General features: G+C 42.4%; 22 protein-coding genes and 1 other RNA gene. 3 read left to right on the top strand and 20 right to left on the bottom strand.

What is annotated here, in order from left to right; genetic code table 11:
- Nucleotides 1-320: 320 nt before the first annotated feature.
- The 8 genes from ACFPTP_RS04390 to ACFPTP_RS04355 all read right to left on the bottom strand — a co-directional run bounded on the left by ACFPTP_RS04390 (nt 321) and on the right by ACFPTP_RS04355 (nt 6,432).
- Nucleotides 321-1,493, bottom strand: coding sequence for a DNA cytosine methyltransferase (locus ACFPTP_RS04390; protein ID WP_381442541.1), 1,173 nt, complete (start codon nt 1,491-1,493; stop codon nt 321-323).
- Nucleotides 1,494-1,884: 391 nt separating this feature from the next.
- Nucleotides 1,885-2,262: a very short patch repair endonuclease gene (locus tag ACFPTP_RS04385; protein ID WP_381442540.1), complete on the bottom strand. Its 378-nt coding sequence runs from the start codon at nt 2,260-2,262 to the stop codon at nt 1,885-1,887.
- On the bottom strand, nt 2,243-2,497 hold the full coding sequence (locus tag ACFPTP_RS04380) for a hypothetical protein (protein WP_381442538.1): 255 nt from the start codon (nt 2,495-2,497) through the stop codon (nt 2,243-2,245). The genes ACFPTP_RS04385 and ACFPTP_RS04380 overlap by 20 nt, the downstream gene beginning before the upstream one ends.
- Entirely contained in the window at nt 2,490-3,302 is an 813-nt protein-coding gene (locus ACFPTP_RS04375; RefSeq protein WP_381442537.1) for a ParA family protein, read from the bottom strand. Before ACFPTP_RS04375 ends, ACFPTP_RS04380 begins: the two co-directional genes overlap by 8 nt.
- A gap of 409 nt (nt 3,303-3,711) precedes the next feature.
- Complete coding sequence (locus ACFPTP_RS04370; RefSeq protein ID WP_381442535.1) at nt 3,712-4,023, bottom strand: hypothetical protein; 312 nt, start codon at nt 4,021-4,023, stop codon at nt 3,712-3,714.
- 47 nt (nt 4,024-4,070) lie between these two features.
- Nucleotides 4,071-4,409, bottom strand: coding sequence for a hypothetical protein (locus tag ACFPTP_RS04365; RefSeq protein WP_381442725.1), 339 nt, complete (start codon nt 4,407-4,409; stop codon nt 4,071-4,073).
- A gap of 453 nt (nt 4,410-4,862) precedes the next feature.
- Complete coding sequence (locus ACFPTP_RS04360) at nt 4,863-6,080, bottom strand: hypothetical protein (protein WP_381442534.1); 1,218 nt, start codon at nt 6,078-6,080, stop codon at nt 4,863-4,865.
- A 109-nt stretch (nt 6,081-6,189) separates the two neighbouring features.
- Entirely contained in the window at nt 6,190-6,432 is a 243-nt protein-coding gene (locus ACFPTP_RS04355; protein WP_381442533.1) for a hypothetical protein, read from the bottom strand.
- 1,019 nt (nt 6,433-7,451) lie between these two features.
- Here ACFPTP_RS04355 and ACFPTP_RS04350 point away from each other — a divergent pair.
- Nucleotides 7,452-8,462, top strand: coding sequence for a hypothetical protein (locus tag ACFPTP_RS04350; protein WP_381442531.1), 1,011 nt, complete (start codon nt 7,452-7,454; stop codon nt 8,460-8,462).
- A gap of 285 nt (nt 8,463-8,747) precedes the next feature.
- Here the strand turns inward: ACFPTP_RS04350 and ACFPTP_RS04345 are convergent, their stop codons facing one another.
- From ACFPTP_RS04345 to ACFPTP_RS04335, 3 genes are all read right to left on the bottom strand, one after another.
- On the bottom strand, nt 8,748-9,821 hold the full coding sequence (locus tag ACFPTP_RS04345; protein ID WP_381442529.1) for a hypothetical protein: 1,074 nt from the start codon (nt 9,819-9,821) through the stop codon (nt 8,748-8,750).
- A gap of 153 nt (nt 9,822-9,974) precedes the next feature.
- Nucleotides 9,975-10,319, bottom strand: a complete 345-nt coding sequence (locus ACFPTP_RS04340; RefSeq protein WP_381442527.1) for a hypothetical protein — start codon at nt 10,317-10,319, stop codon at nt 9,975-9,977.
- Nucleotides 10,320-10,800: 481 nt separating this feature from the next.
- Complete coding sequence (locus ACFPTP_RS04335; RefSeq protein WP_381442525.1) at nt 10,801-11,661, bottom strand: hypothetical protein; 861 nt, start codon at nt 11,659-11,661, stop codon at nt 10,801-10,803.
- Nucleotides 11,662-12,212: 551 nt separating this feature from the next.
- Between ACFPTP_RS04335 and ACFPTP_RS04330 the strand changes: the two genes are divergently transcribed.
- Nucleotides 12,213-12,482: a DNA-binding protein gene (locus ACFPTP_RS04330; RefSeq protein WP_381442522.1), complete on the top strand. Its 270-nt coding sequence runs from the start codon at nt 12,213-12,215 to the stop codon at nt 12,480-12,482.
- A 173-nt stretch (nt 12,483-12,655) separates the two neighbouring features.
- Nucleotides 12,656-13,810: a site-specific integrase gene (locus ACFPTP_RS04325; protein WP_381442520.1), complete on the top strand. Its 1,155-nt coding sequence runs from the start codon at nt 12,656-12,658 to the stop codon at nt 13,808-13,810.
- Between the two features lie 122 nt (nt 13,811-13,932).
- On the opposite strand, the gene ssrA is transcribed toward ACFPTP_RS04325, so the two are convergent.
- From ssrA to ACFPTP_RS04280, 9 genes are all read right to left on the bottom strand, one after another.
- Nucleotides 13,933-14,296, bottom strand: a transfer-messenger RNA (tmRNA) gene (ssrA, locus tag ACFPTP_RS04320).
- A gap of 102 nt (nt 14,297-14,398) precedes the next feature.
- Nucleotides 14,399-14,866 (bottom strand): SsrA-binding protein SmpB, encoded by a 468-nt coding sequence (gene smpB, locus ACFPTP_RS04315; RefSeq protein ID WP_381442517.1) that lies wholly within the window; start codon nt 14,864-14,866, stop codon nt 14,399-14,401.
- A gap of 81 nt (nt 14,867-14,947) precedes the next feature.
- The gene (gene rnr, locus ACFPTP_RS04310) at nt 14,948-17,287 is read right to left on the bottom strand and encodes a ribonuclease R (RefSeq protein WP_381442724.1); all 2,340 of its coding nucleotides are present in this window, start codon (nt 17,285-17,287) and stop codon (nt 14,948-14,950) included.
- A 52-nt stretch (nt 17,288-17,339) separates the two neighbouring features.
- On the bottom strand, nt 17,340-18,086 hold the full coding sequence (locus ACFPTP_RS04305) for an alpha/beta hydrolase (RefSeq protein WP_381442515.1): 747 nt from the start codon (nt 18,084-18,086) through the stop codon (nt 17,340-17,342).
- Between the two features lie 136 nt (nt 18,087-18,222).
- Nucleotides 18,223-18,450 (bottom strand): preprotein translocase subunit SecG, encoded by a 228-nt coding sequence (gene secG, locus ACFPTP_RS04300; RefSeq protein WP_251629144.1) that lies wholly within the window; start codon nt 18,448-18,450, stop codon nt 18,223-18,225.
- Between the two features lie 173 nt (nt 18,451-18,623).
- Nucleotides 18,624-19,919, bottom strand: a complete 1,296-nt coding sequence (gene eno, locus ACFPTP_RS04295; protein ID WP_381442512.1) for a phosphopyruvate hydratase — start codon at nt 19,917-19,919, stop codon at nt 18,624-18,626.
- 17 nt (nt 19,920-19,936) lie between these two features.
- Nucleotides 19,937-21,463 (bottom strand): 2,3-bisphosphoglycerate-independent phosphoglycerate mutase, encoded by a 1,527-nt coding sequence (gpmI, locus tag ACFPTP_RS04290; RefSeq protein ID WP_381442510.1) that lies wholly within the window; start codon nt 21,461-21,463, stop codon nt 19,937-19,939.
- Nucleotides 21,456-22,217, bottom strand: a complete 762-nt coding sequence (gene tpiA / locus ACFPTP_RS04285) for a triose-phosphate isomerase (protein ID WP_381442507.1) — start codon at nt 22,215-22,217, stop codon at nt 21,456-21,458. The genes gpmI and tpiA overlap by 8 nt, the downstream gene beginning before the upstream one ends.
- A 13-nt stretch (nt 22,218-22,230) precedes the next feature.
- The gene (locus ACFPTP_RS04280; protein WP_381442506.1) at nt 22,231-23,415 is read right to left on the bottom strand and encodes a phosphoglycerate kinase; all 1,185 of its coding nucleotides are present in this window, start codon (nt 23,413-23,415) and stop codon (nt 22,231-22,233) included.
- Nucleotides 23,416-23,467 lie beyond the last annotated feature (52 nt).

Below are 23,467 nucleotides of genomic sequence, written 5' to 3'. Positions count from 1 at the left end.
ATAAAAATGAAAAGAGGGACACCAATTCTTGCGAATTGTGTCCCCAAATATGGTGTGATTTACTGTTTTCTCCCCATCAACCGAAGCAGTTATCAAATGATGTTGCCTTTTCTTACACTTTTTTCATATTGCCTTTAACAAGATTGAGCTTTTTACCAAAGTCGTAAGGTTGGGAAAAATAAATCTTGCCGCACGTTAAGCATTCGACCTCACACACACGATTGTATATGAGTTTCTCTTCTTTTGATAATGTTTCAGGCGGCTCTTCCACGGCAATTACATTTAGGACGCCTCCGCAATTACATATCATAAACTCACCTCTACTTAGCCGCTTCTTGAAGTTCTTTATCTAAGTCAAGCTGTTTTCCAGCAGCTCTGTCTTTTCTTTTTTTTATGTTCTCTTCTAGGGTCTTTTTAATATCGCCGCTCCATTTTGACTCCACTGAAGGGTACGTAACCTTGGCAAAAGAATTCAATATTGCTTCCACAATAATTTTCGCGCCAAGAGGAGGAACAGCCATGCCTATCTGTTTTCGTACCGACTCTTTTCCGCCAATAAATTCAAATTCATCAGGGAATGTTTGAAGCCTTGCACGCTCTCTGTTTGTAAGTGCCCTGAGTTCATCGTAATGATACATATGCGTTCCGCCGCCTCCTGAACCTGTCACGGTATAAGAAGGTAAATCTGGGTGAAGGCGACGATAGATATTGCTTAAACGGGCTCCCTTCACATTTAAACGAAGGTGTTCAGGAATCTCTTCAGACCACGCGTTTCCGCCTGGGGGTATATATGAAAGCATCTCAACCACTTTATTTTGGTGGCGAGTGAAATCGTGGTTCAAGGCATCATCTCGAATTGGATCATCTTCCAATGCATGTTTGGAACTAACCCACAACGCTGGGTCTTCATATTTTGGTTTTGGTATTTTGAAAACCACGTCTAAGTCCTTCCTGATACCTACTATGATGATACGGTGACGTGCCTGCGGTACGCCATATTGTTCAAATTTATACAAATGAGGGGTCAATTCGTAACCGTGCTCTCCAGCATTCGCCATGTCGGTTAATATTTGTAAAAAGGCATTTCCATCATTGGCACTTTCAAGCCCTCCAACGTTCTCTGCCAAAAACCATTTCGGACTGAACTGATTCAATACTTTTATACCGTATGTATAGAGCGGACCATACTCACCATCAAATCCCTTTTTCTCGCCAACATTGCTGAAATCATTGCACGGGAATCCAAAGGAAAACGCGTCAATGGGTTCAAGTTTAGTTATATCTAATTTCCGAACGTCCTCACAGATAACAGACTCTGGTCGTTCTGGACATATGTTCTTTCTAAATGTTTCGCATGTGTTCTCATCAAAGTCATTAGCCCATGCATGTTCAACGGAAAATAATTCACCTGCTTCATTCTTCACTTTCGCCTGACTTGCACCCAGTGACAATCCGCCTGGACCACAGAATAATTCTCCCTTTTTAAATTTCATTGTATCTCTCCTACTTCCTTGTCCTCATAGATGACCTATTTACTATTGTATATCTTTATTCATTACTCGACAATGGATAAGTGTTCCCATCTTCGTTCGGTCTTGCCAAATGAGATTGAAAATCCTCCCATTCTGAAGGGGAGGATTTTTCTTAGTGGAAGGAAAGACGACTGTTACTTAACAAAGAAGAGGTCGGAATAATTTATGCTTGCCACACTTCAAGATAGCGGACAACCGCCAGATCAACTTCTATAATTAAATCATCCAATATTTCGGCTCTTCACAGAGTTAATGAAGTCAATTGTTTCATTTGTGACCTTTTCAATATCGCTCCGTATTTCATGCTCCCAAATTCTTTTCAAATGCCAGCCCTTTTCAAGGTAAAAAGTATTTATTTTTCCAAGTCTCTTTCCTGATTGCGCTTCAACTTCTTATCCCAATAGTCTTTATTGCTCTTCGGCTGAATGAAATGCAGGGGACACACATGCCAGAAACATGAATCAACGAAAATGACGACTTTATATTTAGCGATTGCGATGTCTGGCTTACCTTTTAATGTTTTGACGTTTCGCCGAAAACGTAATCCTTTTCTCCAGAGCATACTTGCAAATATATCCTCAAGTTTAGATTTAGATTTTATTCTACTCATGGTATAGCTGCGTTGCTCTTTTGACATATTATCAGCCATAGTATCACCTAATTGGATTTTCCCCATCGCAATTAAATTAAACATACATAATAATTCAAAACTACGTTTCCAAATCCTCATTTTTCAATCTTTCATGTGCTAACTGAGAGAAAAACGCAGCTTTGCTGATTCCTGCTTTCTTGCAATACTCATTGATGGCACGAAGCAGAGGAGTGGGAACAGAAATCGTTGTAACGGTCTTCTTCTTGTCGTCCTTGAACCGATCTGTCACATTTCTTCTTCCTGATCCCTGTTTTATTTTTTCCTTTTCTCGCTTGTCCACCTCGTCCAGTTTATTCAAATCTATTTTAGCCATTGGTATGACCTCTTTTTCTGAGGACAGAATCGACCTCTTTCGCCACTTGTTCAAAATCTTTAATGAGCTTTTTTGCATACTTGTTGTTCTTGTAATCCTTCAACATCATTTTTTCATTTTTAGACGTTGTAACGATGTCAGAATGACGAACCCATGACAGGAATTTTTCTTCTGGTATCCCTTCGTCGACCAATTCTGTTATGAACGTTTCCAGTTGCTTTCGTAGCTTGAAATTCGTTTGTGAAACCTTGTTTGGAACGATTCCGTAATCGAGAGTTTGCATCTCCATGAACTCATTAATAATCTCTACACTTCTTTTTGCCCCAATTACTGAATCTAGATCCGTCTCTAATGGAATTAAACAGAAATCACTTGCGGCAATGGCGTAAGACACCAAATCGCTATTCTCGGATGGATGTGTATCGAATATTATCACGTCAAATATATTCTTTAGTGGCGCTATTTTTTCCTTAATCGCAAAAAGTCTTCTCGATGCCGTAAGTTTCTTTTCTGTGAAAGCTTCAAAGTCATCGATTGTTTCATTTGCAGGGATGAAATATATCCCTGAATCTACGAACTGATTAATTACCTGGCTCGGCTCAGATGCTCCTGTTAACCAGTCGTATGTCGTATGCTCAAAAGCATCCCTATCCCTCAAGAAGCCCGTCGGAACACTTCCGTTTTGGCAAAGGTCAATAACGCAAACCGTTTTTCCTAACTCCGCAAAGGCGATCGATAAGAATTTCGTCAACGTGCTTTTTCCGACGCCACCTTTTGTACTGATGACAGAAATCGAATAGCTCATAACCAAACATTCCCCCTTTCGTTATGCATTGGATAATTAAGTAATAAACCCTTCTCTCACATATAAAAGTTATATAAAGAATATATAGGAACTATATCTTTCCTATATAAACCTTATATTGAAAGACAAGACTTGTTTGACTCCGATTTTCTTTTCCAGGCTCAAAAAAGCCAGTTGATAAAAATCTAACGGGTTCGGTTGATGGGGAGAAAATTGCAATTAACAACGTAAATAGCAGGTTAATCAGCATTTATTTCAACAGTGAAATAGCCATATAAAAACAAGTAAAAGCGCTCAGTAATCTGAGCGCTTTTTAGCGTAATATTCTACTGTCCTTATTGAACTAAAGCACCCGTTAGTTGAATAAAAAATTAACTAAACTGCCCCTTTAGTTAAAGTATGGTGGAAATTAAAATTGTCCTTGATAATCACCTGGAACAATTATCCTTAATTTATATCTTCCTGTTTTCTTCATTTGATCATAGACAATTGTGTATTTTTCATTTTCTTCAATTAAAGCCCAAATACTAAATTCTTCAATATATATTTTTCTGTCATTAGAAAGTACGATCCACTGCTCTTGAGATGATTTATCCTTTTTAATAACCTCTATATTTACTGTAGTGGATTCACCAACAGCATTAATGGAACCAAAATAACCTAATAAAGATAGAACTAAAGCTAAAGTAACAAGAAACACCATTTTCTTTTTTGGTCTCATTACATATCCCCCTTTCTCTAATACTAAACTGCCGCTTTAGTTCCATATTACTTCCTCTCCAGTAGAATGGTTTCCTCATATACGTCGTCCCATTTAATAGTAACTCTGATATCTTCATTCTCATCTGTTACAGCACAACCCGAACAACTTACTGGTATTTCTACAGTACTTCCTTTATGAATAACCTCTTTTTGTTCTACTTCTCCATTATCGATAATGATTTCAAAGTTTTTAAATTCAACTTCTTCAGAAGTTTCCTTAAAGCTAAGAAGATACTTCCCGTTTTCACTACTTTTTTCTGTATTTATGGTTGTTGTATATACACCCTGCCAATTTTCGCTTTCTCCAGCAAAATCAAGGTATTTATTGTCGGAACTACACCCCATCAAGAAAAGTACTATTCAAAGATAAAGAGATAAATTTTTTTCAAGTTAACACCCCATAGAATTATTTGAAAATATATACGGATTAGTGGCTAAAAAGATTCTTTTATTCAACTAAACTGCTCCGTTAGTTGAAGAACTTCATTTCATAATCTTCAATATATTTTAACATAGATTTCTCATCTTCCTTCTATATTTTTCTATCCAAAATCCAATCAGCAAGTGTTTTAACAAGTGAATTAGCAAAGGCACATAAATTTATGTGCTCTTGTTAATCCCTGTGCTAATTGCGGTTCCATTTTGTCTATATAAATCATCTAAACGTTGATATAACAACAAAAATGGGGACACCAATTCATATGCGAATTGTTTCCCCAAATGCTGTGGTTTTTATTGTTTTCTCCCCATCAACCGAACCCGTTAATAAAAATCAACTGGCTTTTCTCGTAATGGTTCTTATTCCGTTTTTAACTTTTTCTTTCTTTTCCAGATTGGTTCGTCAGTATCGACATACCTTTTTCCAATGTCGATTCGACTGTGTCCAAGTTGAAGCGCCACGTAGAGCATTCTAAGCTGTTCCCAAGTGAAATCCCTTTTCGGCTTCCTGTATTTAATATTTCGGTAGTTCAATCGATCTCTTTCGTTGTCAATCCTGGCAATGATTTTCTCTTTATTGGAGCCTTGCAGGTTCAAATATTCCCCGATTGCTTCTATAATTTTCGATTTCTTCCAATACCGAGTCTTATCATACTCACCTTGCGCAAATCCTCTTCGATTTGAGTGACTCGTGAACCGCATTTCTACGGTCACCTCTCTTTTGCTTCCATCCCGATTCTGCTTTTCGATGACCTTTTCATAATTGACTCCTGCTTTGTCCACAGCAATTTTTAAAATCTCCTGAGCATGTCGAGATGCACTGTCATCATCCATTTGTTTACCTTGTCTATCGAAGAAGGGATACAATGGAGCCCCTTTTGGCTTTCCGCGCTCCATCTCTCTATAAAAATCTAAGAATTCATCTTTGATCTGGACCCGTCGATTGAAGCCATGCTTATCTTTCTTATATTTTTTCGTTTTGTTGACGTAATCAATGTCACCAACACGAAGACGAAGTTCTGCCTTGATTCTCCCCCCTGTGTGGGACTGGGAATCCAGAGCTTTGATTATGGAATCATAATTTCGAACTGTATTCGGTATGGCTGCTTTGACACGCTCCAACTCATCGCCCTTTGGTTTCATGGATGTGACATGATCTTTACTGTCGATAACACCCTCCTCATGAAGACGATTCAGCTGACCCTCTTTCTGCTTCACGCCACCCTTCAAGCCAACCCTCACTTTTTTCGTCCCTTTCCCGAAAGTCTTGAATTCTTTCACAGCACTTGCAAAAGCATGGACGGCATGTATCATTCCCTCTATACGCGTGGCACTTAGTTCATCAGCATGATATCGATCGATGCTTTCCTCCACGTACTCATCCATCCACGAACCTTTCCAGAATTTCGGGTTGTAGTATTTTTCATTCCCCAGTTCGATCACTTTCTCAGTGATCTTCTGGTTCACGTATGTTTTCATTCTGCTCAAATATGAGTTATCTGCGTATTCCCCCCCGTTTTTCTTACGTGCCTTTTCAAATGTTTTTTCAATCATGACGATTAAGTGCTCTTTTTTCATCCTAATTCCCCCTGACAATTCAAGAAAAGGATCCAAAAGCATTGAATTCTTACGTGCGAAAAACCGTACCCTGAAATTTTGCCATGTCGCAGTTTCCTTCGTGTTTTGTTCATTTCAGAAATCGCTTCGACGATAGATTGCGCGCTATCGCGCACAATCTATCGAGCCTCAGCTCTTCCTCCATTCCAAAAACGAAAGGAAACTGCGCGGATCGGATCTCCTCCTCGCATGCCGTCACGTTGTGGGTCCCTTCCCACAACGCGCCGACATAGGTCGTCGAAGACCGCTCTTTATGAAACATCTCCTTGCAAGCAAGGATCTGCTTCACTTCTAAAGGCAAAAGATCAGCCAAGGATTGTCATACATCGTATTACGGACTCTGGAATCCGCAACCCAGTAGAATCCGAATATGACTGCCCATTGTCGCCTGGCATCGGCGTACAATCAGTAATCGTTCACTCATGCCAAATGACTAGTGAGGGAAGCCAACGCTCCTGAGTTGTTGCAGCCGCTTCACAGTTCCTTCGGTCCCAACCCCGAATTCACTCCACGGAATCTTCCCATCACTGATAGGGAAGACCGATTCACCTCTTTCAAGAGTGAACCGCTGCACCTCATTTAAGAGGACTCCATATCCAAATTGGACTTAGGAGGGTGGGCAAGCGCGTTTTACCGCAGTGCCTGGTAAACCAGACGATTCCAGCCGTACGTTTATTCATCCATTGTGTAGATTGTTTCTTTTTCATGACAATCTTTTAATACGTCGCCTTCTTGCTTTCGAAACAAAAATGACTATTTAATAACCATGATGTATTCTGATGTTCGCATCTTCTTACAAGCAGATGTCTCGTCTTGAGAGTCTCTGAACAATATAAGGTTGCTACTTATCATGGATTTTTCTTGTTGCAATTAATGCGACCTAATCCGTCGAACTCTTCATTATCTCTCTCCCTTTTCAATTTTTTGATGCATTGCGAGCTTTCTCCCTATGGGAGCCTAGCTCCCGTCATAGATTGTCATCATCTTTCCATCTCCTTTTCTAATTTTTGTTGAAACGGTAGCGCTAACTCATTCAGAGTGCCAAAATGAATAGATTGTGTGATCTGTATTCATTTTCTTTTTGGGACTCGTATTTGGATCTTAAGATAACAAGGAGTTGTTTTCTTGTTCGCCCCATTTTCTTAAATCGAAAAAGACAAAAGAACAGCACGAGCCAGATGTGGTTTGCCACGTTCCCCGTCTTTTTATCGCGGTCGGTCAGCAGAAGCTTTCCCGAAGTTGTGTAGTCCAACATATTTTACAGCGTTTTCTTATTTACGTGGAAATTATTAAGTAAATTAGTATAGTGTTTAGTGATTGGAGGTGGTTTTAATGGATTTCGATAAAATCAAAGAGTTGAAATGTCCCGAATTATTGATAACGACCAGGGAAGTGGACAGTGAGGACGTCAAATGGGGAGGATTGATCGACCGAGGATGCGTAAATTTTGCAGTCAATCACAGCAGGGAGCAGTTAACTATCCGAAAGATGCTTCAAATCCCGATATTTAGCGATGAGGAAATGACGGGGATTCCATACATTGAAACAAAAAGGGAGAAGCAAATCGAACATGGAACCCACTGTAATTACGTGGATTATTGCATCGAGTATCAGAAGGTTCATTTGGTAAAAGTATCACAGCGATTCGGTGTAAAGGTACTAAAGCAGACCGAAGAGAAATTCTGCAATAAAATCAAATTGGGGGCAAACGTTTTTCATTTTATGTATGACTTCGAAGAAAAGCGATGGAGATTCCAACAGAAACCCGAGCGATTTGAGGAGGAAAAATCTAAGATTGATGAGTTTTGCAAGAGTGTAGAGGTTCGGGAACTGCATAAACATTACTTCCAGGCTCGAAAACTGGTAAAACGAGAAGTTCAATCCACTGTGCTTAGGGGCGACGCAACATATCGCGAAGTTCTTTTGAACTTTAAAAAATTAATCGATGCATCGAAGCCTTTTTTCGAGTTGAAAAATCACCTGAGAGAACTCTCCGATTTTGCTTATGAAAAGATGGTTCCTATCATCGGCGAAATCGAAAAGAAATTGAGCGATTTGACGGACCAGACCGAAAGATTGAATCTCCTCGATGCTGTCAGACAATCGAACAGAAGCGGTGAAGAAAATAAGTTAATCGAGCAGTATGCGGACTTCTTAAATCGCATGAAAAACTCATTTTATTCCCCTGGCTATTGGATAAACGGCGTTGAAATCTATCCTAACATCTGTGAGTTCTACAATCTTTCCCAAAAGGCTACAACGAATCGGAACGAAGATACCAAACAGCAATTGAAAAAGAAAATCCTTGCTGAAAACCCAGGAAAATCATTTATTGTCTACTAAAATTAAGCTTGTCCCTGTTTTGTTGTTTTTTCAAATGGCAAATTTGCGGTTAAAATTGACTTTATTTCCTTCCCCACATTTTATCCTCTACCCAAATCGATTTAATGAGAATCGATTGGAAGAACAACGCAAAAAAGGTGATAGCTACTATCACCTTTTTTCACTAATCTTCTGCTTTCAGAGATACAATCTATTTCTGGTTAAGAGGTATATTAAAATTAAACGATGGATAATCATGCAGACATCGGTAAAGAAATCAGAAGTTGATTCTTTCCAAATGTCATTTCAATCTGATTCACCAAATAATTTTTCAACTTGCCAATAGTCTGGTTCATCATATCCATATTCTTCAAGGTTTCTCATTCCTAGATTCCTCATTTCAAAATGACAACAATGACATTTCACTTGGTATATAAATCTCCATGCATCCACGACCTCTCCATCTTCTTCATAGTCAACCTCTGTATCTTCGTATCCTACTAATGAGTCAACTCCACAAACAGGACAATTATGGATAACGACACCATGGGCACCTTCGGCAATACGTTTTGCCTGATCTTTAATGTCATTTTCGAAAATACCAAAGCCATAACCTAATGGATTGTTATAGTTAGCTCTTCCAAACTCTTTAAGGAAAGCTATTTTATCGAATGATGGGTTTATTTCTCTATTTTCTTTTATTATTTCTTTAATTGGATCAATATTTAAACGATTTTTACGCCCCTTCCACCAAGACTCAATTTCATCATATCCTTCTAAGCACATTAACTGTTCCAAAATCGGGAAAATATACCTACCTATGAATAAATCTAGGGATTTATATCGAAGTACATAACTTCCTCTATGCCAAATTCTATTTCTCATAATATTTAATTGATTTAGCGCTTCAATATTGTTACTCTCTGTTAAAAAACTATATTCTCCTCCAATTTCGTTACTTTCAATTATTTTTTGGACCCTTTTAAACGCAGTATCAAATTCGACTGTTTTAATGTTATCAATCTTCGACTGTTCAATTTCGTTTCCTAAGACTAAGTTTGCAAAGACTTCGTGTTGAGTCTCTATTCTTAAAGCTAACAATTCATTTTTCTTCCTTAAAATATCTTTAAGTATTAGCTCAAAAAAATGTTGAAAATGGACTATTGTTTCAGCATAACTTTCAATATACTTTAGGTTAAAATCATCATCTATTCGCCCCGTTTCATCGCTTTCATTCCATCCCCCAGTATTTTTTATACTGCTATATGTAGAGTAATAGGCTTTCAACGCTGTCCTTAGTGAAATTATAGCTAAGGAATTGACATTATCCCTGATTTCTCTCATTTTATATCCATCTTTACATAATTCAATTGGTCGCATGCATTTTCTCCACCTTTAATTTTATTAATTTTAATTGTTAGTATAATTTCTTAGTAAACTAGGATCTCCGTGTTACCCTAACCGAACCACGGAAGCTAGTGCCGCGCCCGCACTATGATTCAGTTAGTTAACTGACATTTAGATGTAAAGAAGTTATCCATCCTGTAATCCAAAGATTGAGAGGACTTCGTTATCCGATTTTGCTTGGAGCAACGCTTTATATGCAGTAGAGATTTGTAAGCTTTCCCAGCGGTTCACCATATTCGAAACATTAGGCAGGACCAATAGACCTGAAACACTATAACAGAAGTCCAAAAGAACATTATATACTTCAGGTTTTAGAGAACTCTTTTCAAAAACAGTCATAAACATTTCAACCTGCATCTCTGGAAATGAATAGCTTTCAGTTTCATTTAGAATCAACTCTTCAATGTGTTCTCTAACATCCAGTCCTTTGTAGTGATTTACCAATTCTATTTCAGTCATTCTCTTATCCATGGCATTTGATGCTCCCTAATTGTTTTAGTTTCAGAAAAGTTTCAACAACTTAATTAAAGCACACTTGCGAGGATATAGAAATAAGCATGGAGACAGCTATCTAATACCCTTAATATAGTGATACCTCCCGAAACCGCGCCTACCATCCATTAAATTAATATGCTTCAAAATTCGAAGACTCTTAGATGGAAAGGTACTAACTCCTTACATAAGAAACATTAGACTAAAATGACACCTCAGCGTTAACAGCTCAATGTTGTGTCAGCAAACCCAAAAAGCACAGACATTCTATTTCCTAGATTGGTATACTACTTGGAAGAATAAAGAGCATGAACTAATCATAGATGACTGCAAACCTTGGCACCATTGTTCTCTTAGTGAATTTAATAGGTGCAACATTTATCGTATAGAATGCCAAATAGGAGCAGTTTTTATCGTATCGCTTGAATTCGATTATAACAATAAAAAAGACTGAAACTGATCAGCCTTTTGAGTTGTGCGTTCTATTATTAGCGTTTACTTTATGTGCTTCAAATAGCGCACGTAATGCATTAAACCTTTCCGAATTGCCATCATTGGTCTGTCTAAACATCAAGTCAGGATGTATGTAGTAAAGGACATTACCACAACTATTGATACTCATTACAAGCCCCTTGTTTCTAAGTTTCTTTACCAGAAGCGTAACATTGTCTTCCGTGTAACCAACGGCAGTCGATAACTCTCTTCTGTTCATATACTTAATTCGGTCCTCTTCTTCTTCATTTGGATTGTGAGCTAGTGCACAGGTTTGAAAATGAAAATAGGGCAGTACTTTGTACAAGAATCCTAATTCTTCTAACCTTAGTTCTTCAGCAATTTCTTTTAATTTCTTTGATAATAGCTTTGTAAAATATATTTTCTTTAAACGTTTTCCTTTCATATGAAATTTTTCATTTATATAGAACAATTTAGACCGTCCATTTTTCGTGGCTTTAATAATTGAAGCATACTCTAAACTGCTGATAATGGTTGCTACTTGTCGTTTGCTCCTCCCCAAAATCAACTCCAGATCTCTCTGTTTGAGCGGTTCTCCGTCTTTTTGAAGTAGTCCCCCACTATTAAATTGCACGTGGACCAATAACTTCATTATAGCGCCACATTCTGATAACGATAAGTTACTTGAAACTTGTTTAATCGGATCATGATAGCACTGTACAAATCGTCTACTATCCATGAGCTTGTAATTCTGAAACCTCTTTATTTTTTCATAACTAACTTGCTGTTTTCTAGTTCGAAAACTTGCTACATCATTAATTATTTCACCTGTTTCAATATTAACGATAGCCCACTTAGATGTTTCCACATTCTTCTCTCCCTTGAAAAATCATTCATCTTCCTTTCAAAGGGATTCTTAAATGTCCTGTGTAAAACTACTAAATTTTCTTGAAAGGTCATTTCAATTATTTGGGTGTATCAAGATGGATGTATTCCCTAATTGACGAACTTGACAAACGAATATAATGGAGATTCATCAATTCACCGATATAAAGCATGTACTATAAGACCTATGAAATAGAAATAAATGAATTCTATTAAAATAGCCTTTTAGTTACAATTATTCAAAAACTATTTACATCGAATTAATTGTGGTTTATTATGACTATATATAAATTAAAGCGACTGAAATCCAAACGCTTATTTAACTACATTCCTTACCTAAATTGGACACGCACTACCAGTCTGTCCAATTTTAAGGAGGATGAGTTAGATAAGCGTTTTTTTGTGCTGATTTTTGGTTAGATTGAATCGTTTTTTGCAACTCGGACCTTGAAAACTGAATAGCAGGAAAGAAAGTTTGTTTAGGAAAGAAGAGATGTTTTCAAAAAATCTTTGTTTATTACAAGGAGGAAAATTATGCAAATCGAACTTAGCTTACCGTCATTCTTAGAAGAACAATTGCGGGATATTGTTTCAAGAGCGATCGAAGATGCAACTTACAAGCTTCAACTAAGTCCTTCGAAGGATTGGATGACCCTTAAGGAGGCTACAAGTTATGCTGGTGTCTCTATTAACACTTTCAACAATTTTCGACTTCATGGATTGAAGGTTTTTGAATTAGACGGTGGAGTGAAGAGGGTTTCTAAGAAAGAAATTGATAGTTTCATGAACACACACAGCTATTAATTTGAATTAAAACTGAGACGCAAGTGAAGGGATGAAATTGAGGTCGGTGACAATTACCAGTAGCATGTCACCCCCTCGTTTTGTAAAATGTAGATGATGCTATTATGTTAAGTCATGATAGCATTTTTCTATCCCCTTAAATCTTGTCTCCGTAAGATAAGAGGAGGATGACGATGGGAACAATCATACCGTACAAGAAAAAAGATGGCAAAACGTATTTCATGATTAAATTCTATGTTGGAGTTGACCCCCTAACTGGAAAAGAACGGGATACAACTCGACGCGGGTTTAAAACAAAAAGCGAAGCTCGAACCGCCTTAGGACGTATTGAACTTGAGATAAGCGAAGGAACATTCCGCAAGCCACGAGTTGAGACATACCAGGACGTGTATGATTTATGGGTAAACCACTATGAACGAACAGTAGAAGAAAGTACCTATGTTAAGACAATCGGGATTTTCCGCAACCACATTTTACCTGCGCTTGGCAGTTCCAAAATCGATAAGATCGACTTGCAGACTGCCCAAGAGGCTGTGGATAAATGGGCGAATGTCTTAAAGAATTTCCGAATGGTAAAAGCATATGCTTCAAAAGTGTTTGATTACGCAATCAAATATGACTATATCCAAAAGAATCCTTTTTCTTTAGTGGAGCTAACGATTAAAAAAAATAAGATTCGGCTGGATGATGGAGATGAACCTGAAAACTTTTACACAAAAGATCAACTCCTTGAATTCTTGAATTGCATGAAAAAGGAGACGAATGTCAAAGCGTATGTCCTTTTTCATCTACTTGCTTTTACTGGTATGCGGAAAGGAGAAGCCCTTGCTTTAACCTGGAGAGACATTGATTTCACAAAGAACAGTATTCGCATTAAAAAAGCAATTTCACGAGGTAAAAACAACCACACTTATCTGAAGACAACCAAGACTGGAGTCACCAGAACAATTAAAATGTATCCCGAAACCATTTCGATTCTAAAAGAATGGGAAGTAAAACAACGAGAAGAAAACAAATTATTGGGTTTCAACAAGCCCCAACCTAATCAACTGGTATTCAATAATGAGCGAAATGAGTTTTTGCAACCAACGAAAACACGAAAATGGCTTGAACATGTACTCAACAAATATGATCTGCCTAAAATCACAACCCATGGATTTCGACATACACACTGTTCCTTAATGTTTGAAGCAGGTGCAACAATTTTAGAAGTGCAAGATCGCTTGGGACATTCCGATGTAAAGACCACGATGAATATTTACGCGCATGTTTCTAACGAAGCGAAAGACGGGGCTGTCAGTAAACTAGAGACGTACATGACCAGGTGAAAAAATGACCATGGTTTTGACCATGGTCATTTGATATTCAATGAAAGCAGATGACATTGGAAAAAGAAAAAACCCTTGATATACAAGGGTTTTGACACTCATTGAAATCCATTGATTTCACATTATGGAGACGGCGGGAGTCGAACCCGCGTCCAAAGGCTCTGCTACTTCAGCGTCTACGCGTGTAGATTGACTACTTGCGGTTCGCGCTGCATTATGCCGTCAATCAAGGCGTCTTGAGCGCTATCCTGATTGTCTCTTGCAACGGCCTCAGGAGGCGACCGTTACCGTATCCCACTAATAGGTGAGCCTAACAATGCCACATGGGCGATGGAACTGCTAGGCAGATTCATCAGCTTATTAAGCTGCGAATGCTAGGTTGTTGTTTGTTTTGCCAGTTATTATTAACTGTCGTTTCTGACGGAGTCGATCCCTCCGACGCGCAGCTCAAGCCCAGACCACCCCTGTCGAATCCGTAACGTCCCCGTTATAAAAGGTTGTTACACCTTAAAGGGATGTCAGGAATGCCTATTGGAAGGCTTCTGAACTATATCTCTACTAGTATCATACTACATTTTGACGTAAAAATCAATACTGCTGTTTTGCTTTGAAAGCACGTTCCACTTCGCGTTTCGCTTCCTTCTTCTTCAGATCCTCACGTTTGTCGTAGAGCTTCTTCCCTTTACCGACGCCGATCAATACTTTCGCGAAGCCGTCCTTCAAGTACATCTTCAGTGGCACGATTGAATAGCCCTCCTGCTTTACCTGCCCGACTAGTGATGCAATCTGTCTCTTATGGAGCAGCAGCTTTCGCGAACGCAATGGGTCGTGGTTGAATTGATTTCCTTGTTCGTACGGACTGATATGCATGTTGGATATCCATGCTTCATTATTCCGAATCAGGACGAAAGCATCGCGCAATTGCACTTTGCCATTACGGATCGATTTGATTTCCGTCCCTTGTAGAACAATTCCCGCCTCAATTGTTTCTTCTATTGCATAGTCGTGATTCGCCTTCTTGTTGATTGCAAGAACTTTACCTTGACCTTTCGCCATGTAGATCTCCCCCTCATTACCATATTACAGGCGATTAATAGTGGAAATGCTCGGCATCCATCGGAATGGATGCCGCCACGTTTATTTTCTCTTTCTTGGAGCCTGTTTCTTCTTCTTTTTCGCTACACCTTCATAGAACTTCTTTTTCTGGCTTGGTGCACCTTTTTTCTTCTCGCCTTTAGGCTTGCTAGAATCACCACGGCCGCCTCGGTCGCTTCGACCTCCGCCACTTGATGGCTTCTTCGCATGGATGACTTTCGGCGTCTCTTTCCGCGCGCGGTGGAATGACTGCTTCATGCCAGCAATTTCAAAGTCGATCGCCGATTCCTCAGGTTTGACGGAAACGACACGGATTGTCACTTCATCACCGATTCTGAACTGTTTGCCGGTATGCTCACCGATCATCATCATTTGACGGTCGTCGAAGCGGTAATAATCATCTGTCATATAGCTGACATGGACAAGTCCTTCAACGGTATTCTCCAGTTCCACGAACATACCGAAGTTTGTCACAGACGAAATGACGCCGTCGAATTCCTCGCCGATCTTATCAAGCATGTACTGTGCCTTCTTCAATGCGTCTGTATCGCGTTCTGCGTCGACTGCACGGCGTTCACGCTCTGACGTGTGCTGCGCGATTTCAGACATGTTGGCGTTCCAATGCGCGATCGTCTCGGACGATACGTCCTTATTGATCAAATACGTACGGATCAGCCTGTGGACGATCAAGTCCGGATAACGTCTGATCGGCGACGTGAAATGCGTGTAGAAATCGGCTGATAATCCGAAGTGGCCGAGGCTTTCCTCGAAGTACTTCGCCTGTTGCATCGAGCGGAGAAGCATTGTTGAAATGACTGTCTCTTCCGGCATGCCTTCGATCGACTCGACAATTTCCTGCAATGCACGAGGATGCACTTTATTCCCTGTACCCTTCACGACGATTCCGAAGTTTGTCAGAAACTCAAAGAACCGTTGAAGCTTTTCCGCTTTCGGGTCCTCGTGGATCCTGTAGAGGAACGGCACTTGCATCCAGTGGAAGTGTTCTGCAACCGTTTCGTTCGCAGCGAGCATGAATTCCTCAATGAGGCGTTCCGCCGCAGTACGTTCGCGTAGCACGATATCAATCGGCCATCCATTTTCATCGACAATCACTTTTGATTCCTTGAAATCAAAGTCAATGGCTCCGCGGTCGATACGTTTTTGTCTCAAGATGGAAGCGAGCTCCGCCATATCATTCAGCATCGGAACGATATGCTCGTATTTTTTCATGAGCTCTTCGTCTTTTAATTCAATGATTTTATAGACGTCTGTATACGTCATCCGCTCCTTCGATTGGATGACGCTTTCAAATATTTCATGGTGGACTACTTTACCGTTCCGGTCAATTGTCATACGACATGACATCGTCAGACGATCCACGTGAGGATTCAAAGAACAGATGCCGTTCGACAGCTTATGTGGAAGCATCGGGATGACTCGGTCCGTCAAATAGACGCTCGTCGCCCGATCATATGCTTCGTCATCTAGCGGCGTGTTCTCCTGCACATAATAACTGACATCGGCGATATGGACGGATAATGTATAGGTCCCATCCTCATTCTTCACAAGCGAAATGGCGTCATCCAAGTCCTTCGCATCTGCCCCGTCAATTGTAATGACAAGGTCCTCTCTCAGGTCGGTTCGTTTGAACAGATCCTTCTCCTGCACTTCATCCGGCGTTTTATTGGCTTGCTCCATCACTTCAGGTGGGAACTCGACTTCAATGCCGTGCTTATGGATGATTGAAAGTATGTCGACACCCGGGTCGTTCTTATGCCCGAGAATCTGTACGACCATACCCGTGGCCGATTTCAGCTCGCTCGGCCAATCCGTGATTTCCACGACGACTTTATGTCCATCGACGGCGTCGAGCGAATTCCCTTTTCCGATGAAAATATCCATCGGGAGCTTCTTATCGTCCGGGATGACGAAGCCGAAGCCTCGATTATCCTGATACGTGCCGACAACCTTCGTCGTTTTCCGTTCAGCAATCCGGATGATTGCGCCTTCGCGTCTGTCGCCGAAGTCTCCTTTAGAAACTCGTACGAGTACGATATCCCCGTTCATCGCCCCGTTCACTTCATGCGGCGGAATGAAGATATCATCCATCCCTTCCGTTTCAGGTGCGACAAACCCGAACCCTTTGGCATGTCCGATGAATTTTCCTCTTACCAGGTTCATGCGCTCCGGAACGCCGTAGCGATTCGTACGGGAGCGGACAATTTCACCTGTTTGTTCAAGCTGCACGAGCATTTTAACGAGTTCCTTGAACTCTGCAGCCCCTTCAATTCCTAATGACTCCTGGATTTCCTGAACCGTCAATGGTTTATACGATTCCTCTTTCATGAAATTCAATAGCCTTGTTTTTAATTCTTCATCAATAAAATCCAATTACCATCCCTCCATTCTTCACTATCGTCAACTGATTCCATTTTCACACGTTCCAGTCGAGTGATTCAAGAAATTGATATACTTGTTCATGCAGCTGTTCTTTTTCCGGACCGAGTGTAATGACATGGCCGGATTTCTCGTACCACTCAATCTGCTTCTCCTCAGAAGAGGCATTTTCGTAGATGATATTCGCGGAATCCGGATCGATCACGTCGTCATTCCGTGATTGGATGACGAGTAGCGGTGCATCGATATCAGGAAGCTGATCTTTGACATCATCGACAAGCGGCTTCAATTCGGCGAGCGACGGCATCGTTTTGCCGCGCAATGCACCGACTTCCTCTTCGATTTCAGCTGCCGTTTTTCCTTCATATCGTTTATAATCCGAAGCATATTTCAATACGCCTTCATATAATTTGTCGGGTGTTTTCATGACCATCGGCGAGCACATAGTTACAATACCCTTCACTGGCATTTTAACCCCTAATTTCAATGAAAATACGCCGCCTAGTGATAATCCGCCAACTGCGATTTCTTCGTATCCGGCTTCCTTCAATTGATTGTAACCGGAGATGACGTCTTCCCACCATTCGTCTGGTCCAGTTTCGATCAGTTGTTCAGGCGGTACGCCATGTCCTTTATAATGCGGTGCCAGTGATGTGTACCCATTCTTTTCCAGAAAACGGCCGAGCATGCGGACGTCCGCGGATGTGCCTGTGAAGCCGTGGAGCAGCAGTACGGCCCGTTTGCCACTCTCAAAAAAGAATGGCTTCGGCTGTGCAATTCTCATATCCTTCACCCTTTCAATATGTACAATTAAATAAAAATAACCTTATGTATAGTATCTTTCCCTTTTCATGGTGAAAAAAACGCCCGACCATACGGGTGGCCAGGCGTTTGTCAGTTATGCGATTATATAATTCCGATTAAACTTTCACGATGGCGATTGCCAAAATGAAAAATAAAATTGAAAGTACAATTGTCACTCTTTGAAGCACTAAGTCCAACCCACGTGCTTTCTGTTTACCAAAAAGTTGTTCAGCACCACCGGAGATGGCTCCTGACAGACCTGCACTTTTTCCGGATTGCAACAATACAACCACAATCAACGCCAATGATACGATTAATAGCAACGTCATTAACAAAGCATGCACTTTGTTCCACCTCCTGCATAGAGCATCTCAACATTTATATTCTATCAAACATTTTTCACTGTTACAACAAGTTTCGGGAAGAATGCGGTTATGCGTGTTATAGTTCTGCGCTCAAGCTTCCAAGTTCCCCACTTAAAACCAACCAGCCGACCTGAGCCGGCTGGTTCAGTTCATCATTTTTTAATGTTATAGAACGATTTTGCACCTAGGTACACTGCTGTTTCATCCAATTGGTCCTCGATGCGGAGCAATTGGTTGTATTTCGCGACGCGGTCCGTACGTGAAGGGGCACCAGTCTTGATTTGACCCGCATTTGTCGCAACTGCGATGTCTGCGATTGTCGTATCTTCGGATTCTCCGGAACGGTGGGAGATGACGGCTGTATAGCCCGCGCGTTTCGCCATTTCGATCGCGTCGAATGTTTCAGTCAACGTACCGATTTGGTTCACTTTGATAAGGATCGAGTTGCCGACGCCTTCTTCAATGCCGCGCTCCAATTTTTCTGTGTTCGTGACGAATAGATCGTCGCCGACCAATTGGACTTTAGCTCCGAGGCGCTCCGTCAATAGCTTATGACCCGCCCAGTCGTTTTCGTCGAGACCGTCTTCGATGGAGACGATCGGATATTTCGAGCAAAGCTCTTCATACCAAGCGACCATTTCCTCGGATGTCTTCGTAATTCCTTCACCCGCCAAACGGTATGTCTTCGCTTCGCTGTCGTAGAACTCGGAAGAAGCGACATCCATTGCGAGCAATACTTCTTCGCCCGGTTTGTATCCTGCTTTTTCGATTGCTTCCATAATTGTAGAAAGAGCTTCTTCATTGGATGCCAAGTTCGGTGCGAATCCGCCTTCATCACCAACCGCTGTGTTAAGGCCTTTCGATTTCAAAACGTCTTTCAGGCTATGGAAGATCTCAGTTCCCATGCGAAGACCGTGACGGAATGATTCCGCACCAACCGGCATGACCATGAATTCCTGGATATCGACGTTGTTATCCGCGTGCTCTCCACCGTTCAAAATGTTCATCATCGGAACTGGCAGTTGCTTCGCGTTGACGCCGCCAAGGTATTGGTAAAGCGGAAGGTCCAAATAATCCGCTGCAGCGTGTGCGACAGCCATTGAAACACCAAGGATCGCGTTTGCGCCGAGCTTGCCTTTGTTTTTCGTGCCATCCAGTTCAATCAGCGCATTGTCGACAACGACTTGATCAAGAACTGAATAATTGTCCACGAGTTCATCCGCAATGATTTCATTGACGTGATCGACCGCTTTCAATACTCCTTTTCCAAGGTAGCGGGATGCGTCGCCATCGCGCAGCTCGACCGCTTCATATTCACCTGTGGAAGCGCCTGAAGGAACGATGGCGCGGCCGAACGCACCGCTTTCTGTGAACACTTCGACTTCAACAGTCGGGTTTCCGCGTGAATCAAGAACTTCTCTAGCTTGGATATGAGTAATGATTGGCATTTCAATCTCTCCCTTAATTAGAATAATGGTGTTCCGGACATTTCTGCCGGCTGTTCAATTTCTAGAAGCTTCAACATCGTTGGGGCAAGATCCGATAGGATGCCGCCTTCCCGCAATTCGACCTCAGGCTTAGTAATGATGACCGGTACAGGATTCGTCGTATGCGCGGTCATCGGCTTTCCTTCCATCGTCACGACCTCGTCGGAATTCCCGTGATCCGCCGTGACGATCGCCGTTCCGCCTTTCAGCAGGAGGGCGTCGATGATCCTTCCAAGGCATGCATCGACTGTCTCGATCGCTTTGATCGTCGGCTCAAGCATCCCGCTATGACCAACCATGTCAGGGTTCGCGAAGTTAAGGATGATCGCGTCCTGTGTTTCGTCCTCGATCTCTTTCAATAATGCCTCCGTCACTTCGACGGCACTCATTTCCGGCTTCAAGTCATATGTCGCGACTTTCGGACTCGCAATCAAGATCCTCTTTTCGCCTTCGAATTCGTCTTCCTTGCCGCCACTCATGAAGAACGTAACATGCGGATATTTCTCCGTTTCGGCAATCCGCAGTTGCCGGAGACCGTTTTTCGAAATCACTTCACCGAGTGTGTTCTCCAGATTTTCATTTCCGAAAACAACATCCGCCCTAACTTCATCACTATAGTGTGTGAATGTGACGAACTTCAAGTTTTCGAACGTCTCAGGTCCGGTATGGAAGCCGTCAAACGCCGGATCCGTAAATGCCTTCGACAGTTGAATCGCGCGGTCAGGACGGAAATTGAAGAAGACGACTGCATCTCCGTCTTTCACCGTTGCGACCGGCTTGCCTTCCTCCTCGATGATGAACGGTTCCACGAACTCATCATGGACGCCTTTCTCATACGAAGACAGGACGCCTTCCGTCGCGTTTTTGTATGTTGCACCCGTACCGTCAACGATTGTCCGGTATGCGCGCTCGACACGCTCCCATCTTTTATCGCGGTCCATCGCGTAGAAACGTCCGGACACCGTCGCGATTTTACCGACTTCCAGCCCTTCCATCACCTTTTCGGTCTGCTCGATATAACCGGGAGCCGTCTGTGGCCCGACATCCCTTCCATCAAGGAATGCATGGACAAACACTTTTGAAACTCCATTCATTTTGGCGAGGCGAAGGAGGGCGAATAAATGCTCATAATGGCTATGTACGCCGCCATCCGAAAGCAGCCCCATCAGATGAAGGGAAGAATCTTGCTGTTTGACGTGTTCAATCGCCCCGAGCAGCGCCGGATTCGTCATGAAGTCTCCGTCCTTGATGGACTTATTGATTCGTGTCAGGCTTTGATAGACGATCCGGCCGGCGCCGATATTCAGATGGCCGACTTCGGAATTCCCCATCTGTCCTTCTGGAAGGCCGACAGCTTCACCGCAAGCGGTTAGTGTCGAATGCGGATATTCATTCCACAAAATATCGAAGTTCGGCGTCTTCGCTTGTGCGACTGCATTGCCGAACCGCTCCTCCCGCAGCCCGAAGCCATCGAGGATGATCAATGCGACAGGCGCTTTACTCATTCGCTGCAACCCCGATCATTTCAAGGAATGATTCCGGCTCAAGGCTCGCTCCTCCGACAAGTGCCCCATCGATATGCTCCATCGACAGCAACTCGCCAATATTGCCTGGTTTCACGCTGCCTCCATATTGGATGCGGATCGCTGATGCTGTCTCGTCATCGTATAGCTTGCCGATTTCTGCACGGATTTCCCCGCACACTTCATTCGCGTCTTGTGCAGTCGCCGTTTTGCCTGTTCCGATTGCCCAGATAGGCTCGTAGGCGATGATCGCTTCTTTCGCTTGCTCAGCATTGACACCTTCGAACGCTTTTATCACTTGGCCTGCAACTGTCTCGACAGTTTTCCCGGCTTCACGTTCTTCAAGACTTTCTCCGACACAGACGATTGGCGTCAATCCTTTTGAAAACGCCGCCAACGTTTTGCGGTTCACCGCTTCATCCGTTTCATTGAAATACTGGCGTCGTTCGGAATGGCCGAGGATGACGTATGGCACGTTCAGATCCGCAAGCATTTTCGGGCTCACTTCCCCCGTGAATGCCCCTTCGTCGACGTCATGCATCGTTTGCGCTCCAATTTCCAATGGCGTGCCTTCCGTCAATTTTACAAGCTCAGACAGATAAAGAGAAGGTGGACAAATGACCGCGTCGACATTGTCCGTCTCCGGTAAGCGGTCTTTCACTTCTGTTACAAAGCTCTTTGCTTCACCTATCGTCTTATACATTTTCCAGTTTCCTGCAATGATACGTTTTCGCATTTTTATTCCTCCATCACTTATCATTCAGCGCAGTCACGCCAGGCAATTCTTTCCCTTCCATGAATTCCAATGACGCACCGCCGCCTGTTGATACATGATCCATTTTGTCCGCAACGTCGAATTTTTCGACTGCCGCAGCGGAATCTCCTCCGCCGATCACTGTATACGCTTCCGTTTCAGCCATCGCATGCGCGATCTTTTTCGTGCCTGCAGCGAACGGTTCCATTTCGAATACTCCCATCGGTCCATTCCAGATGATGAGTTTGGAATTCTTGATGACGTCCGCATACAGTTCAGCCGTTTCCGGTCCGATGTCGAGTCCCATCCACCCGTCCGGGATTTCATCGATCTTCACTGTTTTCACATTTGCATCTTCAGAGAACGCATCTGCCACTACCGCATCAATCGGCAAATGGAGTTTGACGTTCTTCTCTTTCGCTTTTTGAATGAATGATTGCGCAAGCTCGATTTTGTCTTCTTCGACTAAGGAGTTGCCTGTTTCATACCCTTCCGCTCTGGTGAACGTATAGGAAAGGCCCCCGCCAATCAATAAATGGTCCACATTGTCCAACAGATTGTCGATGACGCCAATCTTATCCTTTACCTTCGCGCCGCCGATAATCGCTGTGAACGGCCGCTCCGGGTTAGACAACGCCTTCCCGAGGACTTCCAATTCCTTCTCAAGCAAAAATCCGCTCACTGCCGGAATGTACTGTGCGATTCCTGCTGTGGAAGCGTGTGCACGGTGGGCTGCACCGAATGCATCGTTGACGAAGACATCTGCGAGATCCGCGAACTTTTTCGCCAGCTCCGGATCGTTCTTCTCTTCCCCGGCGTGGAATCTGACGTTTTCCAGAAGGATGATGTCGCCAGCCTGCATGTCGGCAACCGCTTGTTCAACTTCTTCCCCAATGGAAGAATCAAGCTTTTTCACGTCTTTCCCAAGGAGCTCCGATAATCTTTTCCCGGCTGCAGTGAGTCGCATTTCCTCATTCACTTCACCTTTTGGCCTGCCGAGATGACTGGCGAGAATCACTTTCGCCCCTTGTTCCGCCATGAATGAAATCGTCGGAACAGCAGCGCGAATCCTCGTATCATCCGCCACTTCACCGTTTTCCATCGGTACATTGAAATCGACACGGCAAAAAACGCGTTTCCCGTTCAGGTCAATATCTTTGATTGTTTGTTTGGCTATCATGTTAACCGCACCCTTCCAAGAAAGTTGAGCGCCAAAAACGGCGAGGAATATA

This window comes from Sporosarcina koreensis (genome assembly GCF_042655825.1).
Classification (GTDB): domain Bacteria; phylum Bacillota; class Bacilli; order Bacillales_A; family Planococcaceae; genus Sporosarcina; species Sporosarcina koreensis.
This window is presented reverse-complemented; position numbering and strand designations above follow the sequence as displayed.